This is a genomic window from Massilia sp. DD77 (genome assembly GCF_036961685.1).
Taxonomy (GTDB): domain Bacteria; phylum Pseudomonadota; class Gammaproteobacteria; order Burkholderiales; family Burkholderiaceae_D; genus Telluria.
The window spans coordinates 1-16,295 of sequence record NZ_JBAMDH010000009.1 but is presented as its reverse complement, the minus strand read 5'-3'; the positions used below and the strand labels follow the sequence as shown (position 1 = coordinate 16,295).

At 70.2% G+C, this 16,295-nt stretch carries 19 protein-coding genes; 14 read left to right on the top strand and 5 right to left on the bottom strand.

Annotated elements, in window-relative coordinates; genetic code table 11:
- Positions 1 to 12: 12 nt before the first annotated feature.
- Complete coding sequence (locus tag V7778_RS06700; protein WP_335553043.1) at positions 13 to 2,001, bottom strand: M13 family metallopeptidase; 1,989 nt, start codon at positions 1,999 to 2,001, stop codon at positions 13 to 15.
- A 255-nt stretch (positions 2,002 to 2,256) separates the two neighbouring features.
- On the opposite strand from V7778_RS06700, the gene V7778_RS06695 reads away from it, so the two are divergent.
- Together V7778_RS06695 and V7778_RS06690 are read left to right on the top strand one after the other, a co-directional pair.
- Positions 2,257 to 2,610 carry a hypothetical protein gene (locus V7778_RS06695; RefSeq protein WP_335553041.1) on the top strand — a complete coding sequence of 118 codons (354 nt, stop codon included), beginning with the start codon at positions 2,257 to 2,259 and terminating at the stop codon, positions 2,608 to 2,610.
- Between the two features lie 255 nt (positions 2,611 to 2,865).
- Complete coding sequence (locus V7778_RS06690; RefSeq protein WP_335553039.1) at positions 2,866 to 3,300, top strand: hypothetical protein; 435 nt, start codon at positions 2,866 to 2,868, stop codon at positions 3,298 to 3,300.
- Here V7778_RS06690 and V7778_RS06685 read toward each other — a convergent pair.
- Entirely contained in the window at positions 3,228 to 3,563 is a 336-nt protein-coding gene (locus V7778_RS06685; protein WP_335553037.1) for a hypothetical protein, read from the bottom strand. The two genes, V7778_RS06690 and V7778_RS06685, sit on opposite strands and share 73 nt — an antisense overlap.
- 175 nt (positions 3,564 to 3,738) lie before the next feature.
- Entirely contained in the window at positions 3,739 to 6,207 is a 2,469-nt protein-coding gene (locus V7778_RS06680; RefSeq protein WP_335553035.1) for a sensor domain-containing protein, read from the bottom strand.
- 376 nt (positions 6,208 to 6,583) lie between these two features.
- Between V7778_RS06680 and V7778_RS06675 the strand changes: the two genes are divergently transcribed.
- From V7778_RS06675 to V7778_RS06620, 12 genes are all read left to right on the top strand, one after another.
- A complete protein-coding gene (locus V7778_RS06675; protein WP_335553032.1) occupies positions 6,584 to 7,768 on the top strand; it encodes an MFS transporter in 1,185 nt (394 codons plus the stop codon).
- Positions 7,769 to 7,862: 94 nt separating this feature from the next.
- On the top strand, positions 7,863 to 8,336 hold the full coding sequence (locus V7778_RS06670) for a MarR family winged helix-turn-helix transcriptional regulator (RefSeq protein ID WP_335553031.1): 474 nt from the start codon (positions 7,863 to 7,865) through the stop codon (positions 8,334 to 8,336).
- A 51-nt stretch (positions 8,337 to 8,387) separates the two neighbouring features.
- Complete coding sequence (locus V7778_RS06665; RefSeq protein WP_335553028.1) at positions 8,388 to 9,119, top strand: winged helix-turn-helix domain-containing protein; 732 nt, start codon at positions 8,388 to 8,390, stop codon at positions 9,117 to 9,119.
- Between the two features lie 234 nt (positions 9,120 to 9,353).
- Complete coding sequence (locus V7778_RS06660; RefSeq protein WP_335553026.1) at positions 9,354 to 9,689, top strand: CzcE family metal-binding protein; 336 nt, start codon at positions 9,354 to 9,356, stop codon at positions 9,687 to 9,689.
- Between the two features lie 13 nt (positions 9,690 to 9,702).
- On the top strand, positions 9,703 to 9,990 hold the full coding sequence (locus V7778_RS06655) for a BufA1 family periplasmic bufferin-type metallophore (RefSeq protein WP_335553024.1): 288 nt from the start codon (positions 9,703 to 9,705) through the stop codon (positions 9,988 to 9,990).
- A complete protein-coding gene (locus V7778_RS06650) occupies positions 9,987 to 10,763 on the top strand; it encodes an alpha/beta hydrolase (protein ID WP_335553022.1) in 777 nt (258 codons plus the stop codon). Before V7778_RS06655 ends, V7778_RS06650 begins: the two co-directional genes overlap by 4 nt.
- A 61-nt stretch (positions 10,764 to 10,824) precedes the next feature.
- The gene (gene bufA2, locus V7778_RS06645; RefSeq protein WP_335553020.1) at positions 10,825 to 11,094 is read left to right on the top strand and encodes a BufA2 family periplasmic bufferin-type metallophore; all 270 of its coding nucleotides are present in this window, start codon (positions 10,825 to 10,827) and stop codon (positions 11,092 to 11,094) included.
- Between the two features lie 54 nt (positions 11,095 to 11,148).
- Positions 11,149 to 11,988: an MNIO family bufferin maturase gene (gene bufB, locus V7778_RS06640; RefSeq protein ID WP_335553018.1), complete on the top strand. Its 840-nt coding sequence runs from the start codon at positions 11,149 to 11,151 to the stop codon at positions 11,986 to 11,988.
- Complete coding sequence (locus tag V7778_RS06635; protein WP_335553016.1) at positions 11,985 to 12,758, top strand: DNA-binding domain-containing protein; 774 nt, start codon at positions 11,985 to 11,987, stop codon at positions 12,756 to 12,758. The genes bufB and V7778_RS06635 overlap by 4 nt, the downstream gene beginning before the upstream one ends.
- Before the next feature lie 3 nt (positions 12,759 to 12,761).
- Positions 12,762 to 13,649, top strand: a complete 888-nt coding sequence (locus V7778_RS06630; RefSeq protein WP_335553014.1) for an alpha/beta fold hydrolase — start codon at positions 12,762 to 12,764, stop codon at positions 13,647 to 13,649.
- Between the two features lie 28 nt (positions 13,650 to 13,677).
- Positions 13,678 to 14,148, top strand: coding sequence for a DoxX family protein (locus tag V7778_RS06625; protein ID WP_335553012.1), 471 nt, complete (start codon positions 13,678 to 13,680; stop codon positions 14,146 to 14,148).
- Positions 14,145 to 14,534, top strand: coding sequence for a hypothetical protein (locus V7778_RS06620; RefSeq protein ID WP_335553010.1), 390 nt, complete (start codon positions 14,145 to 14,147; stop codon positions 14,532 to 14,534). The genes V7778_RS06625 and V7778_RS06620 overlap by 4 nt, the downstream gene beginning before the upstream one ends.
- A gap of 65 nt (positions 14,535 to 14,599) precedes the next feature.
- Here the strand turns inward: V7778_RS06620 and V7778_RS06615 are convergent, their stop codons facing one another.
- A complete protein-coding gene (locus tag V7778_RS06615; protein WP_335553008.1) occupies positions 14,600 to 15,637 on the bottom strand; it encodes a redoxin family protein in 1,038 nt (345 codons plus the stop codon).
- Positions 15,638 to 15,646: 9 nt separating this feature from the next.
- Positions 15,647 to 16,081 (bottom strand): cupin domain-containing protein, encoded by a 435-nt coding sequence (locus tag V7778_RS06610; protein ID WP_335553006.1) that lies wholly within the window; start codon positions 16,079 to 16,081, stop codon positions 15,647 to 15,649.
- Between the last annotated feature and the right edge of the window lie 214 nt (positions 16,082 to 16,295).

Below are 16,295 nucleotides of genomic sequence, written 5' to 3'. Positions count from 1 at the left end.
AGTATAGCTGGCTTACCAGGCATGTAGACGGTCCTTGGCGGGCAGGTACATGGCGTCGCCGGGCCGCGTGGCGAAGGCGCGGTGGAAGCCGTCCAGCTGCATCGCCGGAATGTTGGCGCGCAAGTGTGCGGGCGCATGCGGATCGGTCGCCAATAGCTGCAGGCTGCGCTCGTCGCGCCGCTTGACCGCCCACTGGCGCGCATAGGCCAGGAAGAAGCGCTGTTCGCCGCTCCGGCCGCCGACGCGCGGCGCGGGCCGCCCGCCCAGGGTGGCCTGGTAGGCGCGCCAGGCGAGCTGCAGGCCCATCAGGTCGGCAATATTCTCCGGCAGCGTGAGCTTGCCGTTGACGCGGGCGCCCGGCAGCGCCTCGGCGGCATCGAAGCGGGCCACCATGCGGGCGCAGAAGGCGTCGAAGGCCGTGTGGTCGGCCTTGCTCCACCAGTCGCGCTGCACGCCGCGGCTGTCGAACTGGGAACCGGTCGAATCGAAGGCATGGCTGATCTCGTGCGCGATCAGGGCGCCGATACCGCCGTAGTTGGCCGCATCGTCGGCCTGGGGGTCGAAGAACGGCGGCTGCAGGATCGCCGCCGGCAGGTTGATCTCGTTCAGGACCGGGTCGTAGAAGGCGTTGGGCTCCAGCGGACTCATGGCCCAGGCCCCCGCCTGGACCGGTTTGCCCGATTGCGCGGCGAGGCGCAGCCATTCGTGGCGCTGGGCGCGCTGGCGGTTCGCCAGTCCCTCATCCGGACGCACCTCCAGGCCGCGGTAGTCGCGCCAGCTGGCCGGATAGCCGACCTTGGCCTTGAGGCGCTCGATTTTTACGCGCGCGGCGATGCGGGTTGCGGGCTCCATCCAGGCCAGGGCGCCGACCGCCTCGGCGGCCGTCAGGCGGATCTGCTCCACCATGCCTGCGACCCTGGCCTTCTGGGCCGGCGGGAAGTGGCGCGCCGCGTAGGCCTGGACCAGGCCGTCGCCCAGGGCTTCGGTGAGGTAGTCCAGGGCGCGCTCATGCGTGTCGCGCGGCGCCGCCTGGCCGCGCACGGCCTTGCCGTGGAAATCGAAGTGGGCGCCGCGGAAGGCCGCCGGCAGCAGGGGGGCCGACGCGTCAAGCAGGCGCAGGCGGAAGTACAGCTTCCAGTCCGCCAGCGGCAGGTCGCGCATCAGGCCGGCGATCGCGCGCGCCGCCGCCGGTTGCACGACGTTGACGCCGCCGCCTCGCAGGCCGGCGCCGTCCAGCAGGCTCGCCCAGTCCATGCCGGGCGCGGCCTGCGCCAGCCGGGGCGCGTCCATGGTCCGCACCATGGCCGGATTCATCGCCTCGGCGGCCGGCAGCTGCGCCGTGGCCAGGCGGGTCTCGAGTGCCAGCACGCGCTGCGCCGCCTGTGCGGGTTCAGGAACTCCGCCAAGGCGGGAAAGCTGCGTGAGATAGGCGAGGTAGGCGGTGCGCAGCTGCATCGCGCGCCCTGCCTCGCCCAGGTAATCGTCGCGGCTGGGCATCCCCAGGCCGCCCTGCATCAGCAGCGCACGGTTGAGGCCGGGATCCTTGAAGTCCGCGAAGCCGCCCCAGAACCACAGGGGCGTCTTCAGGATGCCTTGCACCTGTCCCTGCCAGCGCGCCAGTTCCGCCGGGCTGCCTGCCGCATCGAGCGCGGCCAGCAGGGGCTGGAGCGGCGCCAGCCCGGCCTTCTCGATGCCGGCCATGTCGACCTGGCTGTCGTAGTAGTCGACCAGCTTGCGCCCGGTGCTGCCGGCCGGCTGCTGCTCCTTGCGCAATCCGTCGACGATGCCGCGCACGCGGGCGGCGGTGCTGGCCGGCAGGTCGGCGCCGTAGACCTCGGACTGGTTGTCGGGGATGCGGGCGGAGGCGAGCCAGGCGCCGTTCGCGGCCAGGTACAGGTCTTGCCGCGCCGCTCGTGCGGGGCCGGTGGCGGCGGGAGCGGCTGCAAGTGCGGCGAAGGGGACGAAGAGGGCGAACAGGACGGAAGCGGTACGGATGGTCATGGCGGCAGTCGGTCTGGTTGTCGATGCGCCCAGTATTCGCGAGACCGGATCACGAGGGTGAGAAAGGTGCCGAACGGCATGAAACGCGGATGAGCGGTCAAAATCGCCGGGCGAACGCCCGCTGCTCGGTTACGTTTTGGAACAATTTCCAAGCGTGCGTGCATACATCTCGGCTGTATGATTTTTGCATGAAGACGATTCCACCTACCCGCGTCCAGGTCCCGTCCATCGGTCGGGCCGGCGCCGGAGACTGACATGCGCATCGCCCTCACCCCCGACCAGATCCGGATGCTGGCCAGCCGCGCCGAGCGCCAGCTCGAGCAGGCGATGGCGGCCTCGATGCGCGAATCGCTCGACCACCCGACGATTCCGCGCGCCTGCCACGGCAGCGTGCACGATGCCGTCGTCAGCCTGGTCAAGCTGTACCGCGACCACGTGCCCGGCAAGGCCGACATCGCGACCCAGATCGCGCGCGAATATGCACGCGGCGCCAACCCGCTCGCGGGCGGACCGAGCGTGGCTTCGGTGCGCTCCATCCACGCGCTGTCCAAGCGTGTGCGCATCAGCGCCCTTGCCGAACCGGCGGGCGATGGCGAGCGGCTTGCCTAGCCTGGGCTTCGTGATTCGGAATTCGGCGCAGCTGCACCTTTCCTGTGTCATATCGCGCCGATCTGAGACGCGCGGCTTCGAGACCGTTTCGTGATACCGGCGCGAATCGGCTTGTGCCTGACGGACACCGCTCTAGACTGAAGGGAGCGCCACTGGCATGACCAGGGTGCATCCCATGCCCGACGGCGTGCCCCGCACCGGCTTCAACGCGCTACGCACCTCGAAGGCCCGTCCAGTGTCCTGAAGGAGCAAATCATGCGTACCCCCCATCTCATCCTACCCGTCGCCTTACCCCTTTCCCTGCTGCTGGTGGCCCATGCCGGCGCACAGACGACACCCTATCCCTCCGCATCCCCGAGCTCGACCGTGCAGGTGACGGCCCCGGCCCCCGGCTACGATATCTGGCCGCACGAGCAGGAGCGCGTCACCGGCGCCTATGCCTTGTCGAACGGCTGGCGCCTGGCGGTGGAACCCTACCGCGACGGCATCGAGGCGCGCATCGACAAGCGCCGTCCGATCCGCCTGGTGGCCGTGTCGCCGGACAAGTTCGTGTCAAGCGACGGCAAGGTGGAAATGGAGTTCAACCGCGGCACGCACGGCACCGACATGCTGATGAGCTACATCCCGGAATCGCGCGACCCGCGCCTGGCCCAGGTCATCGTCATCAAGGCCACCATGGCGCAGCGCTGAACGGCGGCTGAACCAGGTCCATACAGGATAGGCATGAAGCGCCCGGATGGCGGCGGTGGCCGCCGTCCGGGCGTGTGCCTGCCCGCGGCTTCGGTCCCCGCCGTGCGCGCCAGCTTCATGACGACGCCGGTCTTGCCGAGCAGGGCGCCGGTGCCGCTGGCCAGCACATAGCGTTCGCCGCGCTGGTCCTGGGCGATGCCGAACAGGCCACGCTCGTCGAACTTCGTCGGACCCGGTTCGAGCGGGACCAGCAGCTTGCTCACGTCGAGGAAGCGTGGCGGCTCGCGGCGCCCGTCGTCGCCGTCGCCGTCGCCAGGGTTCTCGTCCGCGCGGCTGGCGACACCAGGCCGGACACCACGGTTTCCAGGGCGACGCGCGCCTGGCTCTGCGGAATCCTGCCCGGTATCGGGCCGGCCAGCGGCGCGTGCGGCGCGACGTTCAGGCGACGGAATGCCCGCGCAGACTCCGCCCGCTGGCCTGCAGCCAGTTGCCGAACTCCGCCGCCGGGAAGGGCTCGGCCACGTAGTAGCCCTGCGCCTCGTCGCAGCCGTAGCCGCTCAGGGCGTCCCAGATCTCCTTGCTGGCCGTGCCCTCGGCCACCACCGTCATGCCCAGATTGTGGGCCAGCTCGATGGTGGACTTGACGATGGCCGCCGCCCTGCAGTCCTTCAGCATGCTCATGGTAAAACCATGGTCGACCTTGATGGTCTTGACGGGCATGCGCGTGAGATAGCTGAGCGAGGAATAGCCGGTGCCGAAATCGTCGATAAACAGGTGGAAGCCCATGCCGCTCAGCGTGGCAAGCTCGGCGATGGACGCATCGGGATCGGTGATCAGGCTGCTTTCCGTGATTTCCAGCCCCAGCCATTCCGGCGTACCGCCCCAGGTACGCAGCAGGGTTTCCAGGCTGGGTACCAGCTCCGGCGACAGCAGGTTGCGCGGCGACAGGTTGACGGCCAGCGGAATGCCGACGCCGTCGCGCCGCCAGTTGAAGCACTGGCGCACCGAGACCTGCAGCATGTGGCGGGTCAGGACATGGATCAGCTCGGTATCCTCCACCAGCGGCACGAACAGGGCGGGCGACACCATGCCCAGGCGCGGATGACGCCAGCGCACCAGCGATTCCGCGCCGATGACATCGCCGCTGCGCATCTCGACCTTCGGCTGGCAATACAGCTCGATCTGGCCGTCCTGGACGGCCTTGCGGAATTCGCCGAGCAGGGCCAGGCGCTCCGGCTTGTAGGGATCGTCCTCGGGCTGGTACACCAGCAGGTCGGTGCCGATCTGGCGCGCCCGGAACACCGCGACATTGGCCTTGCGGAACAGCGTCGCCGGATCGGACGCATGCCCGGGAAACAGCGCGATCCCGATATGCACGTTGATGTCGTAATGGATGCCGGCCACCAGGAACGGCGCCTCGAAGGCCTTCAGGATCGCGCGCGCGCAAGGCCTGGAATCGTAGGTGTCGGCGTCGGACAGCAGCACCGCGAACTGCGAACCGCCGGTGCGGGCGACGAAGACCCGCTCGCCGAAGGTCTGGCGGATGCGCACCGCCACGTCCTTGAGCAGCGCATCCGAATTCATGGTCCCGAGGGTCAGGCAGATGTCCTGGAAACGCGCGACGTCGATCACCATCAGCGCCAGCGGGACAAAGTCGGGCGCCTCGGCCGAGGTGGCGCGTTCCAGCCGGCGCGTCAGCGACACGCGGTTCGGCAGGCCGGTCACTTCATCCTGGTAGGCCAGGCGCTGGATTTCCTGTTCCGCCAGCTTGGCCTCGGTGATGTCGCGCAGGTAGCCCACCATGCGCACCGCGGCGCCGGCCGCGTCGGGCTGCACTTCGCCCTGGCTCTCGACGTAGCGCAGCTGGCCCGGCGCCGGGATGGTCCGGTACTGCACGTAATAGCCGGTGCCGGGATGAGCCAGGCAGACCCGGCGCGCGGTTTCGACGGCGGGCAGGTCGTCCGGATGGATGCGGCTGTTGAGGAAGGCGAGCGGCACTTCGGGGCTGTCGAGACCGAAGACCTTGCGCGTCTCCTCCGCCGTCATGATCGCCTTGCCGCGGGTGAAATCGACGGTCCAGGTGCCGACCCGCGCGATCCGCTGCGCGCGCGTCAGGTCGAGGCGCGTCTGGCGCAGGCTTTCCTCGGTGCGGCGGCGCTCGGTCAGGTCGACGCTGGCGCACACCAGGGCGCGCGGGCTGCCGTCGGGATCGTCCTCGCGGATGCCTTCGACGCGAAGGATACGCTCCTCGTCCCCGTCCTGCGGGCGCCGCACCCGCCATTCGGCATCGAAGGCCTGGCCGGTGTCGATGCAGCCGCGCAGAGCGGCTTCCGCGCGCTCGCGGTCGCCCGCGCTCACCTGGCCCAGCAGCAGCGCGACTCCGGCTTCCAGGGTGTCCGGCATGGCGCCGTGGTCGAGGCCGAAATTGCGGCAGTGTTGGGCTGAGCCGGCCTGGCGCCCCAGCTTGAGGTCGAAGACGCAGTGGCCCATGCCCGTAAGTTGCTGGGCCAGCGAAAAATCGTCGCGCATCAGGGAGAGTTCGGCAAGCGCGTCCCGCTGCGCGCTCACGTCCAGGGCGCTCAGCAGCGCACGGCCGCCGGCAGCAAGGGGAGCCAGCGAGGCGGCGGCCCAGAACTCGACGCCGTCGCGGCGCCGGTGCCGGACCACAGTGGCGTCCAAGCGGCCGGGCCGGGCGAGGCAGGCCGCGGCCTCGGACGCCGACGCGTACAGCGCCGCCAGCGGCAGTGTGCGCCACTCCGGCCCATGGTAGCCGTAGGCTTGTGCGGCTGCGGCGTTGGCCTCGAGGCACGAGCCGGTCTCGATGTCGACCAGAATCAGCGGCACCGCGGCGCAGTCGAACGCCGCCTTGTACAGCCCCGCCGCCGTGTGTGCGATCCGCTCATCCATGGGTCCTCCGCTTGCCCTGGCCTTGCGAGAATTTTAATACAGGCATATCCCCTGCGAATATTTATTCTCCCGAAAGCATCGAGTCGTGTGTAGTTACAGGCTATCGGAAACCGAATTCAAGCGCTAACGCTCTAATCGCATCCGATTCATGTTGTCTTTCTGGTGCAGTCAGCTGGAACCCTTCCCGTATTCCCCTTGGTACGCGGCGAATTGAACAGACCGCACAGGAATTTTTACCGACGTCACTTGACACGTTCGCGCAATTCTCCTATCCTCCGTCGATATTCAATCGGATCCGATTGATTTTCATCATTCGCCGAGCAGCCGTCCCGCACCATGCCCGACCCGGCGCCTTGGCCCGCACAAAGGAGTCGTCATGGACCGCCGTTTGATCGTCATGGCCGCTGGCATGTTTGCCATCGGCACCGACAGTTTCGTCATCGCAGGGATCCTGCCCCAGGTCGCCGCGTCGCTGGGGGTGTCCATCCCCGTGGCGGGCCAGATGGTGACCCTGTACGCCATCAGCTACGCCCTGCTCTCGCCCACCATCGCCGCCCTCGCGTCCCATTGGCCTCGCAAGCGCTTGCTGCTGGCGGGCCTGGCAGTGTTTGTAGCGGGCAACATGATGACGGCGCTCGCCACCGGCATCGGCTGGGTGCTGGCCAGCCGCGTGATCGCGGGCGTGGGTGCGGCCATGTACAGCCCGACCGCCACCGCCACCGCCGCCGCGCTGGTGGCGCCCGAACGCCGTGCGCGCGCCCTCGCCGTCGTGATCGCCGGCCTGTCGAGCGCCACCGCGCTGGGCGCGCCGCTGGGCACCCTGATCGCCGGCTTCGGCGACTGGCGCGCCACCATGTGGTTCGTCAGCGCGGTCGGCGCCGTGTCAGGGCTGGCGGTGTGGGCGACCCTGCCCGCGATACCGGCGCTGCCGGCCGCCACCCTGGGCCAGCGCCTGGCGCCGCTCAAGGACAGCCGCGTCGCCCTCACCCTGGCGACCACCCTGTTCGCCTACGCCGGCGCCTTCTCGGTCTACACCTATGTCGGCGTCGTGTTCGACCGCGCCACCGGCGCCAGCCCGCAGGTGCTGGCCGGCCTGCTGCTGGCCTGGGGCCTGGCCGCCACCTTCGGCAACCTGGTCGCCGGCAAGCTGACCGACCGCCTGGGCAGCCGCCGCATCATCCATGGAGCGCTGCTGCTGATGCTGGCGAATTTCGCGCTGACACCGTGGAGCTCGGCCCAGCTGTGGACCGCCGTGCCGGCGGTCGTGATCTGGGGCCTGTGCGGCTGGGGCCTGCTGGTGCCGCAGCAGCACCGCCTGATCGGGCTCGCGCCGGCGGCCGCCCCGCTGCTGATAGGCTTGAACTCCGCCGCGCTGTATGTCGGCGTCTCCACGGCGGGCGTGATCGGCGCCGCCGGCATCGCCCTGCTGGACCGGCACCAGGTCGGCTTCCTGGCGGCCGGCCTGGTCGCCGCGGCCGTGCTCATGGCCGCGCTGGCAGACATGGCGATCAACAAGGCCGCGCGCCGCCACGCGGCCGCCGGCGCCGGCGTGGCGGCCTGATGCGGGGCGACGCACGGGATATCCCACATGCTGAAAAGATCGCACTCGCTATATAATGCCGCACTGGCCCCATTGCCCTTCAAGGAGAACACCGATGAAATCCACGGCGCGCGTCCAGCCAGGCGATCCCGGCATCCGCAAGCTGGCGGATTATCTCTGCTTCGCGATCTACTCGGCCAACCTGGCGCTGGGCAAGGCCTACAAGCCCATCCTCGAGGAACTGGGACTCAGCTACACCCAGTACATCGTCGTCATCGCGCTGTGGGAAGAGGACCAGCAGACCGTCGGCGGACTTGGCGAGAAGCTGTTCCTGGAATCGAACACCCTCACCCCCATCCTCAAGAAGCTCGAAACCATGGGCTACCTGCGGCGCCAGCGCGACGCGAAGGACGAGCGCCAGGTGCGGGTCGGCCTGACCGAGGCGGGCCGCCGCCTGCGCCAGAGCGCGCTGGGCAAGAACGTGCTCGAGGCCACGGGGCTGGCGCCGGAACAGGTGCCGGAGGTCCAGCAGCTGATCGCCCAGATCCGCGACAAGCTGCTGGAGGCGGCGAAGAAGCACGGCGCCTGAGCACGCGGCGTCCGGCCCCCGCGGCGCGCGCCCGCCCGCGCCCCGGCTGACATGGACGCCCGCGACACCATCCTGGTCGTGGACGGCGACCACGCGCTGCGCGAATCCCTCTGCGCCTACCTCGTCCGGCAAGGCATGCGCGCCACCGGCGCCGCGGATGGGCGCGCGATGCGCGGCGCCCTGCTCGGCGCCACGGTCGACCTGGTGGTCCTCGACGCCACCGCGCCGGGCGAGGGGCTGGCCTTGTGCGCCGAGATCCGCGCCGGCCGCCGCCACGCGCTGCCGATCCTGATGGTAGCGGCGAACGACGACCGGACCGACCGCGTCCTCGGGCTCGAGATGGGCGCGGACGATTTTCTCTCCAAGCCGTTTTCGCCGCGCGAACTGGCCGCGCGCATCCGCGCGGTGCTGAGGCGCACCCGCATGCTGCCGCCCGCCCCTTCCGCCGCCGGCGCGCCGGCGGCGCTCGGCTTCGGCGACTGGCGGGTCGACACCGCGGCCCGCCGGCTGCTCGGCCACGGAGGCGAAGCCGTCGCCCTCGGCGGCGCCGAATACCGCCTGCTGCGCGCCTTCCTCGACCATCCCCAGCGCGTGCTGACGCGCGCGCAACTACTCCACCTGACCCACGGCGCGGACGCCGCTGCCTTCGACCGCTCCATCGACCTGCTGGTCAGCCGCCTCCGGCGCCGCCTCGACGACGGCCCGCGCGATCCACGCTACATCAAGACCCTGCGCAACAAGGGCTACGTCTTTTCGCGCCAGGTCGACATTCTCGCGGCCTAGTGCAGGCATGCCGGGGCCGCCGCCCCGCGCCCTCACTTCCTCTCCATGACACCCGCGGGCGCTCCGCCCGGGGATTCCCATGTCCAAGGTCTCGCGCCTTTTTGTATCTGTTTGTGTACGGCCCCCGCGCCGACACAAACCCGGCGCCGGCGGATACGCACCGGAGATAGTCGGGATACATCCGCCGGTTGTAATGCATGCATCGCGATCCGGCGATAACACCTGGAGAACACGATGTTCAACATGAAAAACACCATCCCCATGCTGGCCCTGGCCCTTGCCGCCGCCTCCACGGCCCAGGCCCGGCCCCTCCCGCCCGGCATCTACGGCGCCCCGGCAAGCGCCGGCGCCGCCGAGCGCGTGATCGACGTGACGCCGCAGACCCGCTATCTGAACGTGCACAACGGCGAGACCGTCACGATCCGCGTCGGCGGCGCCAGCTTCACCTGGCACGTGGACACCTTCCCCCACATTGGCGCCTTCCCGTTGTCGCTCATCGCGCCGGCGGGCATCGACGCCGGCGGCGCCACCGTCTACGTGTCGGCCAATCCCACCTACCAGAACGCATGAAGGAGCAACACCGATGAATACGACCCACGCTACCCTCGCCGCCGCATTGGCCCTCGGCCTGTGCGCGGGCGCCGCCCACGCCGCCGATGCCAAAAAGCCCATGGAGAAATGCTACGGCGTCTCGCTAGCGGGCCAGAACGACTGCGCTGCGGGCGAAGGCACCTCGTGCGCCGCCACCTCGAAGACCGACTACCAGGGCGACGCCTGGACCCTGGTCGCGAAAGGCAGCTGCACCAGCATCAAGACGCCCAAGGGCTACGGCTCGCTGACGCCGCTCGCCCCGGCCGCGCCCGCCAAATGAGGGCCCGCCTGAACAAGCGCGCGCTGGGCGGCGCCATCCTGGCTGCCCTCGTGCTGGGACCGGCCTGCGGCATCGCGGCCCCGGCCGCGCCCGCGGCCGGCCGCAACGTCGTCATCGTGCCCGGCGCCTTCATCGACGGCTCCAGCTGGCGCGTGGTGCACGACATCCTGTATCACAAGGGCTACCGGGTGAGCATCGTGCCGGTGTCGCATGCCACGCTCGAGGACGACGTCGCGGCGACCCGTCGCGTGCTGGCCCAGCAGACCGGCAAGGTGGTCCTGGTCGGCGGCGGCATCGGCGGCGCGGTGATCGGCCATGCCGGCCAGGGCGACAAGGTCAAGGCCCTGGTCTATGTGGCCGCGCTGGCGCCCGAGGTCGGCGAAAGCGCCGGCCAGCTGCTGCGCGCGATCCCGGCCGCGTCGACCGGCGCCCGCCCCGACTTCTCCGGCCTGTACTGGTTCGACCGCGACAAGTTCCACGAGGACCTCGTCGCCGACCTGAGTCCGAACCGGGCCTGGTTCCTGGCCGCCTCGCAGGTGCCGGTCAGCCAGCATTTCCTCGGCACGCAAAGCTATGCCGCGGTCTGGCGCAAGAAGCCCAGCTATGCGGTGGTCGCCACCCGCGACCGGGTCCTGCATCCGGACAGCCAGCGCATGATGTACAAGCGCGCCCGCGCCCGGATCACCGAGCTCGACACCAGCCATGCGGTGCAGCTCGCGCGTCCCGAGGACGTCGCCGCGGTCATCGAGCGCGCCGCCCTCGACACGTTTTGAACCCGGCGGCGCGCTGGCGCCGCCTCGCACCACCACTCCCACCAACCACAAGGAGCAATGCATGAACAAGCCATCCACCACCCGTGCCGGTCTCGCCGGCGCCGCCGCCCTGCTCGCCCTCGCCGCGCTGGGCATGTCGAATCCGTCCTTCGCCGCGGAGAAGGAGCAGCCGACCCGCTGCTACGGCATCAACAGCTGCAAGGGCGAGAGCCTGTGCGCCACCGCCAAGAACGATTGCAAGGGCCTTAACGAATGCAAGGGCCAGGGCGTGCTGGTGAAGACCCCGAGCGAATGCAAGGCGCTCGGCGGCACCTTGACCGAAAAAGAGTAAGCCACGCGGCCCGCCCCGGGGCGGGCCCGCCACCATTTCCGAACGAGGCGTTCCATGCAGGCTTTGCCTTCCCCTCCCCAGTTCTCCGGTTTCGGCCTCGGCCTGCGCCGCGAGCACTACCGCGACTTCCTCGACAGCGAGGTCAAGGTCGAGGTCGACTTCGTCGAGGTCATCTCCGAAAACTTCATGGTCGACGGCGGCCAGCCGCGCGACAACCTGCGCCGCGTGCGCGAGCGCCATCCGGTCGCCCTGCACGGCGTGTCGATGTCGATCGGCTCCAGCGACGGCCTGCGCCCGGACTACCTGCACCGCCTGAAACGCCTGGCCGACGAGATCGACCCGCTCTACGTGTCCGACCACCTGAGCTGGTCGCGCATCGGCGATTTCAACGCGCACGACCTGCTGCCCCTGCCCTATACCGAAGAGGCGCTGCACCTGGTCTGCGCCAACATCGGACGGGCCCAGGATGCCTTGGGACGCGCCATGCTGTTCGAGAATCCCTCCAGCTACCTGCACTTTTCCGGCACGATGAGCGAATGGGATTTCATGGCCGAGATGTGCCGCCGCACCGGTTGCGGGCTGCTGCTGGACGTGAACAACGTGGTTGTCAACGCCGTCAACCATGGCTTCGATCCGCTCGCCTTCCTCGACGGCATCCCGGCGGGCCAGGTGCGCCAGATCCACCTGGCGGGCCACAGCCAGGGCCGCGACCTGCTGATCGATACCCACGACAGCCCGGTGCCCGGCGCGGTCTGGGAACTCTACCGCGCCGCGCTGGCCCGTTGCGGACCGGTGGCCACCATGGTCGAGCGCGACGCCGCCATTCCGCCCCTGGCGGAACTGCTGGCCGAACTCGCCACGGCGCGCCGCCTGGCCGCGGAGGCGCGCCCATGAAGCTCGACGCACTGCAACGCGGCTTCCAGCGCTGGCTCACCGGCGCCGCACCCGAAGATGCCGCGCGGCTGCCCGGCGCCGGCTCCGCGGGCCTGGCGGTCTACCAGAACAACTACCGCGCGCAGCTGGTCGGCTGCCTGCAGGCTTCCTACCCGCGCGTACGCGGGCATATCGGCGATGACGCCTTCCTGCACGCGGCGGTGCGTCACATCGCTGCTCATCCCCCGCATGCCTGGACACTCGACGCCTACGCGGACAACTTCGGGGCGACCCTCGAGGCGCTGTTCCCGGACAACCCGGATGTGCATGAACTGGCCTGGATCGAGCATGCGCTCGGCGCCGCCTTCGTCGCCGCCGACGCCGGTCCCCTGGCGGCGGACGGCCTGGCGGCCATCGACTGGGACACGGCGCGCCTGGAACTGGCGCCGGCCCTGCGCCTGCGGTCCGCACGCACCAATGCGGCCGAGGTCTGGAGCGCGCTCGACGAGGGCGCCTCGCCCGTGGACAGCGCGATGCTGCCGGAGGCGGCCGGGCTGCTGGTATGGCGCAGCGGATTTACCGCCTGCATGCGCGCCACCGACGCCATCGAACTGGCGGCGCTCGACGCCCTGCGCACGCACGGCAGCTTCGCCGGCGTGTGCGACCTGCTGGTCGAGCGCCTCGGCGCGGCCGACGGCACCGCGCGCGCCGGGGTCCTGCTGGCGGGCTGGATCGGCGCCGGCCTGGTTGCCTCGGTCCGCCAGGCTTCTTCCGTCCATCCAGAGGAATAGCCCATGCCCCGCCCTTGTCTCCATCGCCGGCGGGCCTTCATGGGCGCCGCGGCGGGTTTGGCGGCCTTGGTGGCTGGTTCCGCCAGGCCGGCGGCGCGGCGGGATGCGCCATGGATTTCGGCCCGGGTGTCCACCGACCTGCTCGACGTCGCCTACTATGCCGCCGGTCCGGAAAACGGGCGCCCGGTGGTGCTGGTGCACGACTTCGGCTATGGCGTCGACAGCTTCGCCCGGCTGGCGCCGATCCTGGCGGCGGCCGGGCTGCGGGTGCTGGCACCCTATGCGCGCGGCCACGGCGGCACCCGCTTCCGCGACCCGGGCTCGCCACGCTCGGGACAACAGGCGGCGCTCGGCAAGGACCTGATCGATTTCATCGACGCCCTGCACTATCCCGAGGCCGTGTTCGCCGGCTTTGGCTGGGGCGCGCACGCGGCGCGAGCCGCCTCGGTGCTGCGCCCGACCCGCTGCGTTGGGCTGGTGCTGGCCGGGCTCGGACGCATCGACGAATCCGGCCTGTGGGAACGCTACCTGTTCCAGAGCCGGGCCGGTCACCGCGACCTGGAGCAGCATCCGCAAGCGATCGCGCGCGCAATGTGGAGCAGGCATGCGTCGGGGGCAGCCATCGATGCGGCCCTGTTCCGCCGCAGCGCACCGGCCTTCGCCAACCCGGACTTCGGCGCCATCCTGGCCCACGCCTGGGGCTCGCGCCATGCGGCCGCCGCCCCCGACCCGCGCTACGCCGCGCTGGAGCGGCGCTTCGCGCCGGGCGCGGCGGCCGCCGTCCCGGCCATTCTCCTCGACCCCGCCAGCCGCCACCTGCCCCACGACGAGCCGGTGCGCCTTGCGGACGCCATCCTCAACCTGGTACGCAAGGGCGCCTGGCGCACCTGAATCCACCTGTTATTACCGGAGCTTATTCATGCACATCCAACCCCACACCGGCGCGCGCTCGCTGTCCGCCTCCGCCGCCGTCCTGCTGCCCCCTTCCGTCCTGCTGCTGCTGGCCCGCGCCGCCGCCGGCGCGGTGTTCCTGCTCTCCGGACGGACCAAGGTCGATGGCCTGTTCACCATCAAGGACGCGACCTACCAGCTATTCGAGTACGAATACCAGTTGCCGCTGCTTCCCTCCGAGCTCGCCGCCCAGCTGGCGACCGCCACGGAGCACCTGTTCCCGCTGCTGCTGCTCGCCGGCCTGTGCACTCGCCTGTCGGCCCTGGCGTTGCTGGGCATGACGGCGGTGATCCAGGTCTTCGTCTATCCGGGCGCCTGGCCCACCCACCTGTGCTGGGCCGCTCTGCTGCTGCCGCTGGTGGCGCGCGGCGCCGGCAAGCTTTCGCTGGACCACGCGCTGTTCACGGAAGCCGGCACGTTGCGCGGAGGCGCGCGGTGAGGCGGCTGCCGCGCGCGGCGCTGCTGCTGGGGATACTGGCCGGTTCGGCCCAGGCGGCGCCGCCATCGCTGTCACCGCCAGCGGTCTGCGGCGTGGTGGGCTGCGGCGCCAGCGGCGTGGCCCCGGCCCTGCTGAAGGAGGCCGTGCGTCCGGCGCTGGCGCATGGCGCGCCGGAACGCGGCAGGCGCTCGGAGCGCCACATGGCGCCGGCGCCGGTTCGCAATCCGTGGGAGCGGCAGCTGGGCGGCCGCGGTGGCGAGGACTACAGCTGTATCCTCAGCGTCGGCATCGGCGGCACGACCGCACGCGATGGCTTCCTCGCCACGCGCCTGTTTGGCCGCACCCAGGTATGGCGAGCGGAGCCCCTCGCTCGGCCGCAGGAGTGAATGGGCGAAAAAAAAGGCGGCGATCCTGGATCGCCGCCGGGGTTTGCGCGCGGAGCGAAGCGCGCTTAGCCGAAGGTGAAGGCGTAGGCCCGTGCTCCTTCGTCGAGGAAGCGGACTTCGAAGCGGCGCTGCCGCACCGCGCCGGACTGGCGTATCAGCTGGTACAGCCGGGCGCCCGCGATGACGCCGTTGCCCTCGGCGTCGATGTCGGCGCCGTGGTCCGCGCCCGGAACCCGCCCGTCGAGCGTCACCTTGATCCTCACCGGCCGCCCCGCTTCGCCGCCGGCCACCAGATGCAGGTCGCGCGCGCCGAAGCGGTAGACGATGCCGGCGCCGGCCTGCGCCGCGCGGCCGAATTCGGCGCCCACCACCCAGCGGCCGGACAGGGCCCACTGGTTCAGCTGCAGGGCCGGGACCGAATAGCGCTGCGGCGCGTCGCGCAGCAAGGCTTCCGGGGAATGGAATTTCTCTGCCTTGCGGAAGCCGATATAGGTTTCGCCGGAGACTTCCGCGGTTGCCGACGGCGCCATCTGCTCGGCCTGCGTAGCCGGATCGACCAGGCCTCCGACGGTCGCGCCGCCGCGCGTCTCGGCCAGCAGCGACTGGATCGCCCGCTCCATGCTGGCGTAATCGCCCTCCCCGAACTGGCGGTAGCGGACCTGCCCTGCCGCGTCAACCAGGTAATACGCCGGCCAGTAGCGATTGCCCCAGGCGCGCCAGATCTGGCGGCTGCTGTCGACCGCCACCGGGAAATCGATGCGGAAGCGCCGCATCGCCGCGTTCACGTTGGCCAGGTCTTCCTCGAATTCGAACTCCGGCGTGTGCACGCCCACCACTTCCAGGCCATGGCTGCGATACTTCTCGGCCCAGGCGCGCACATACGGCAGGGTGCGGATGCAGTTGATGCACGAATAGGTCCAGAAATCAACCAGCACCACCTTGCCGCGCAGGCGCTCCCGGGTCAGCGGGGCCGAGTTGAGCCAGGTGCCGGCCCGCTCGAAACCGGGGCTGGGGCCCAGCACCGGCAGCGTTGCGGCAGGCGCCGCCGCGGCCACGCCCGACAACAGCGCCGCCCCGGCGAGCGCCGAAAACAGGGTCTTCATCGCCGCTCCTTATTTCCGCTTGTCGAGAACCACGATGGGTTTTCCTTTTTCGACCAGGTAGGTCGCCAGCTCCGCCGCCTTGCCCTGGCCGGGGTTCCTGGCGGAGTGCACCGCCCCCGCGGGGATGTACAGCGCTTCACCGGCCTTGAGCACCACCGGCTTGCCTTCCAGCTCATATTCGACCGTGCCTTCCAGCACGTAGGCGATCTCGACGCCGGGGTGGGAATGCTTGGGGAACGCGGCGCCCGGAGCGAAATCGACCCGCACCTGGATCGCTTCCCGTCCGCCGTCGAAATCGTGGCGCACGGCCTCGCTGCGCCCGATGCCGTTCGCGTCGAGTTTCTGCGCCAGCGCCGGCGCCGCCGCGCCCGCCGCCGCCAATGCCAGTCCCGCCAGTATGCGCGGGCCAAGGCCGCGCATCGTCTTCATGTCCAGTGCTTTCATTGCTGTTCCCCTTTGGTGTAGGCCGGCCCAGGCGGCGCCGGGCGGCGTCCGCGGCGTTGACCGGTCACCCATTGGAACGCCGCTTCGTATCCGGCGGATGTCGGGCTTGTGTCTGGAACAGGCCGCCATGTATCCGGCGCGGGGCTGGACACACTGGGATACAAAGGCGCTGTGCCCGTTATGTGTTGAAGACGCCGATCGCACAGCGCAGAAA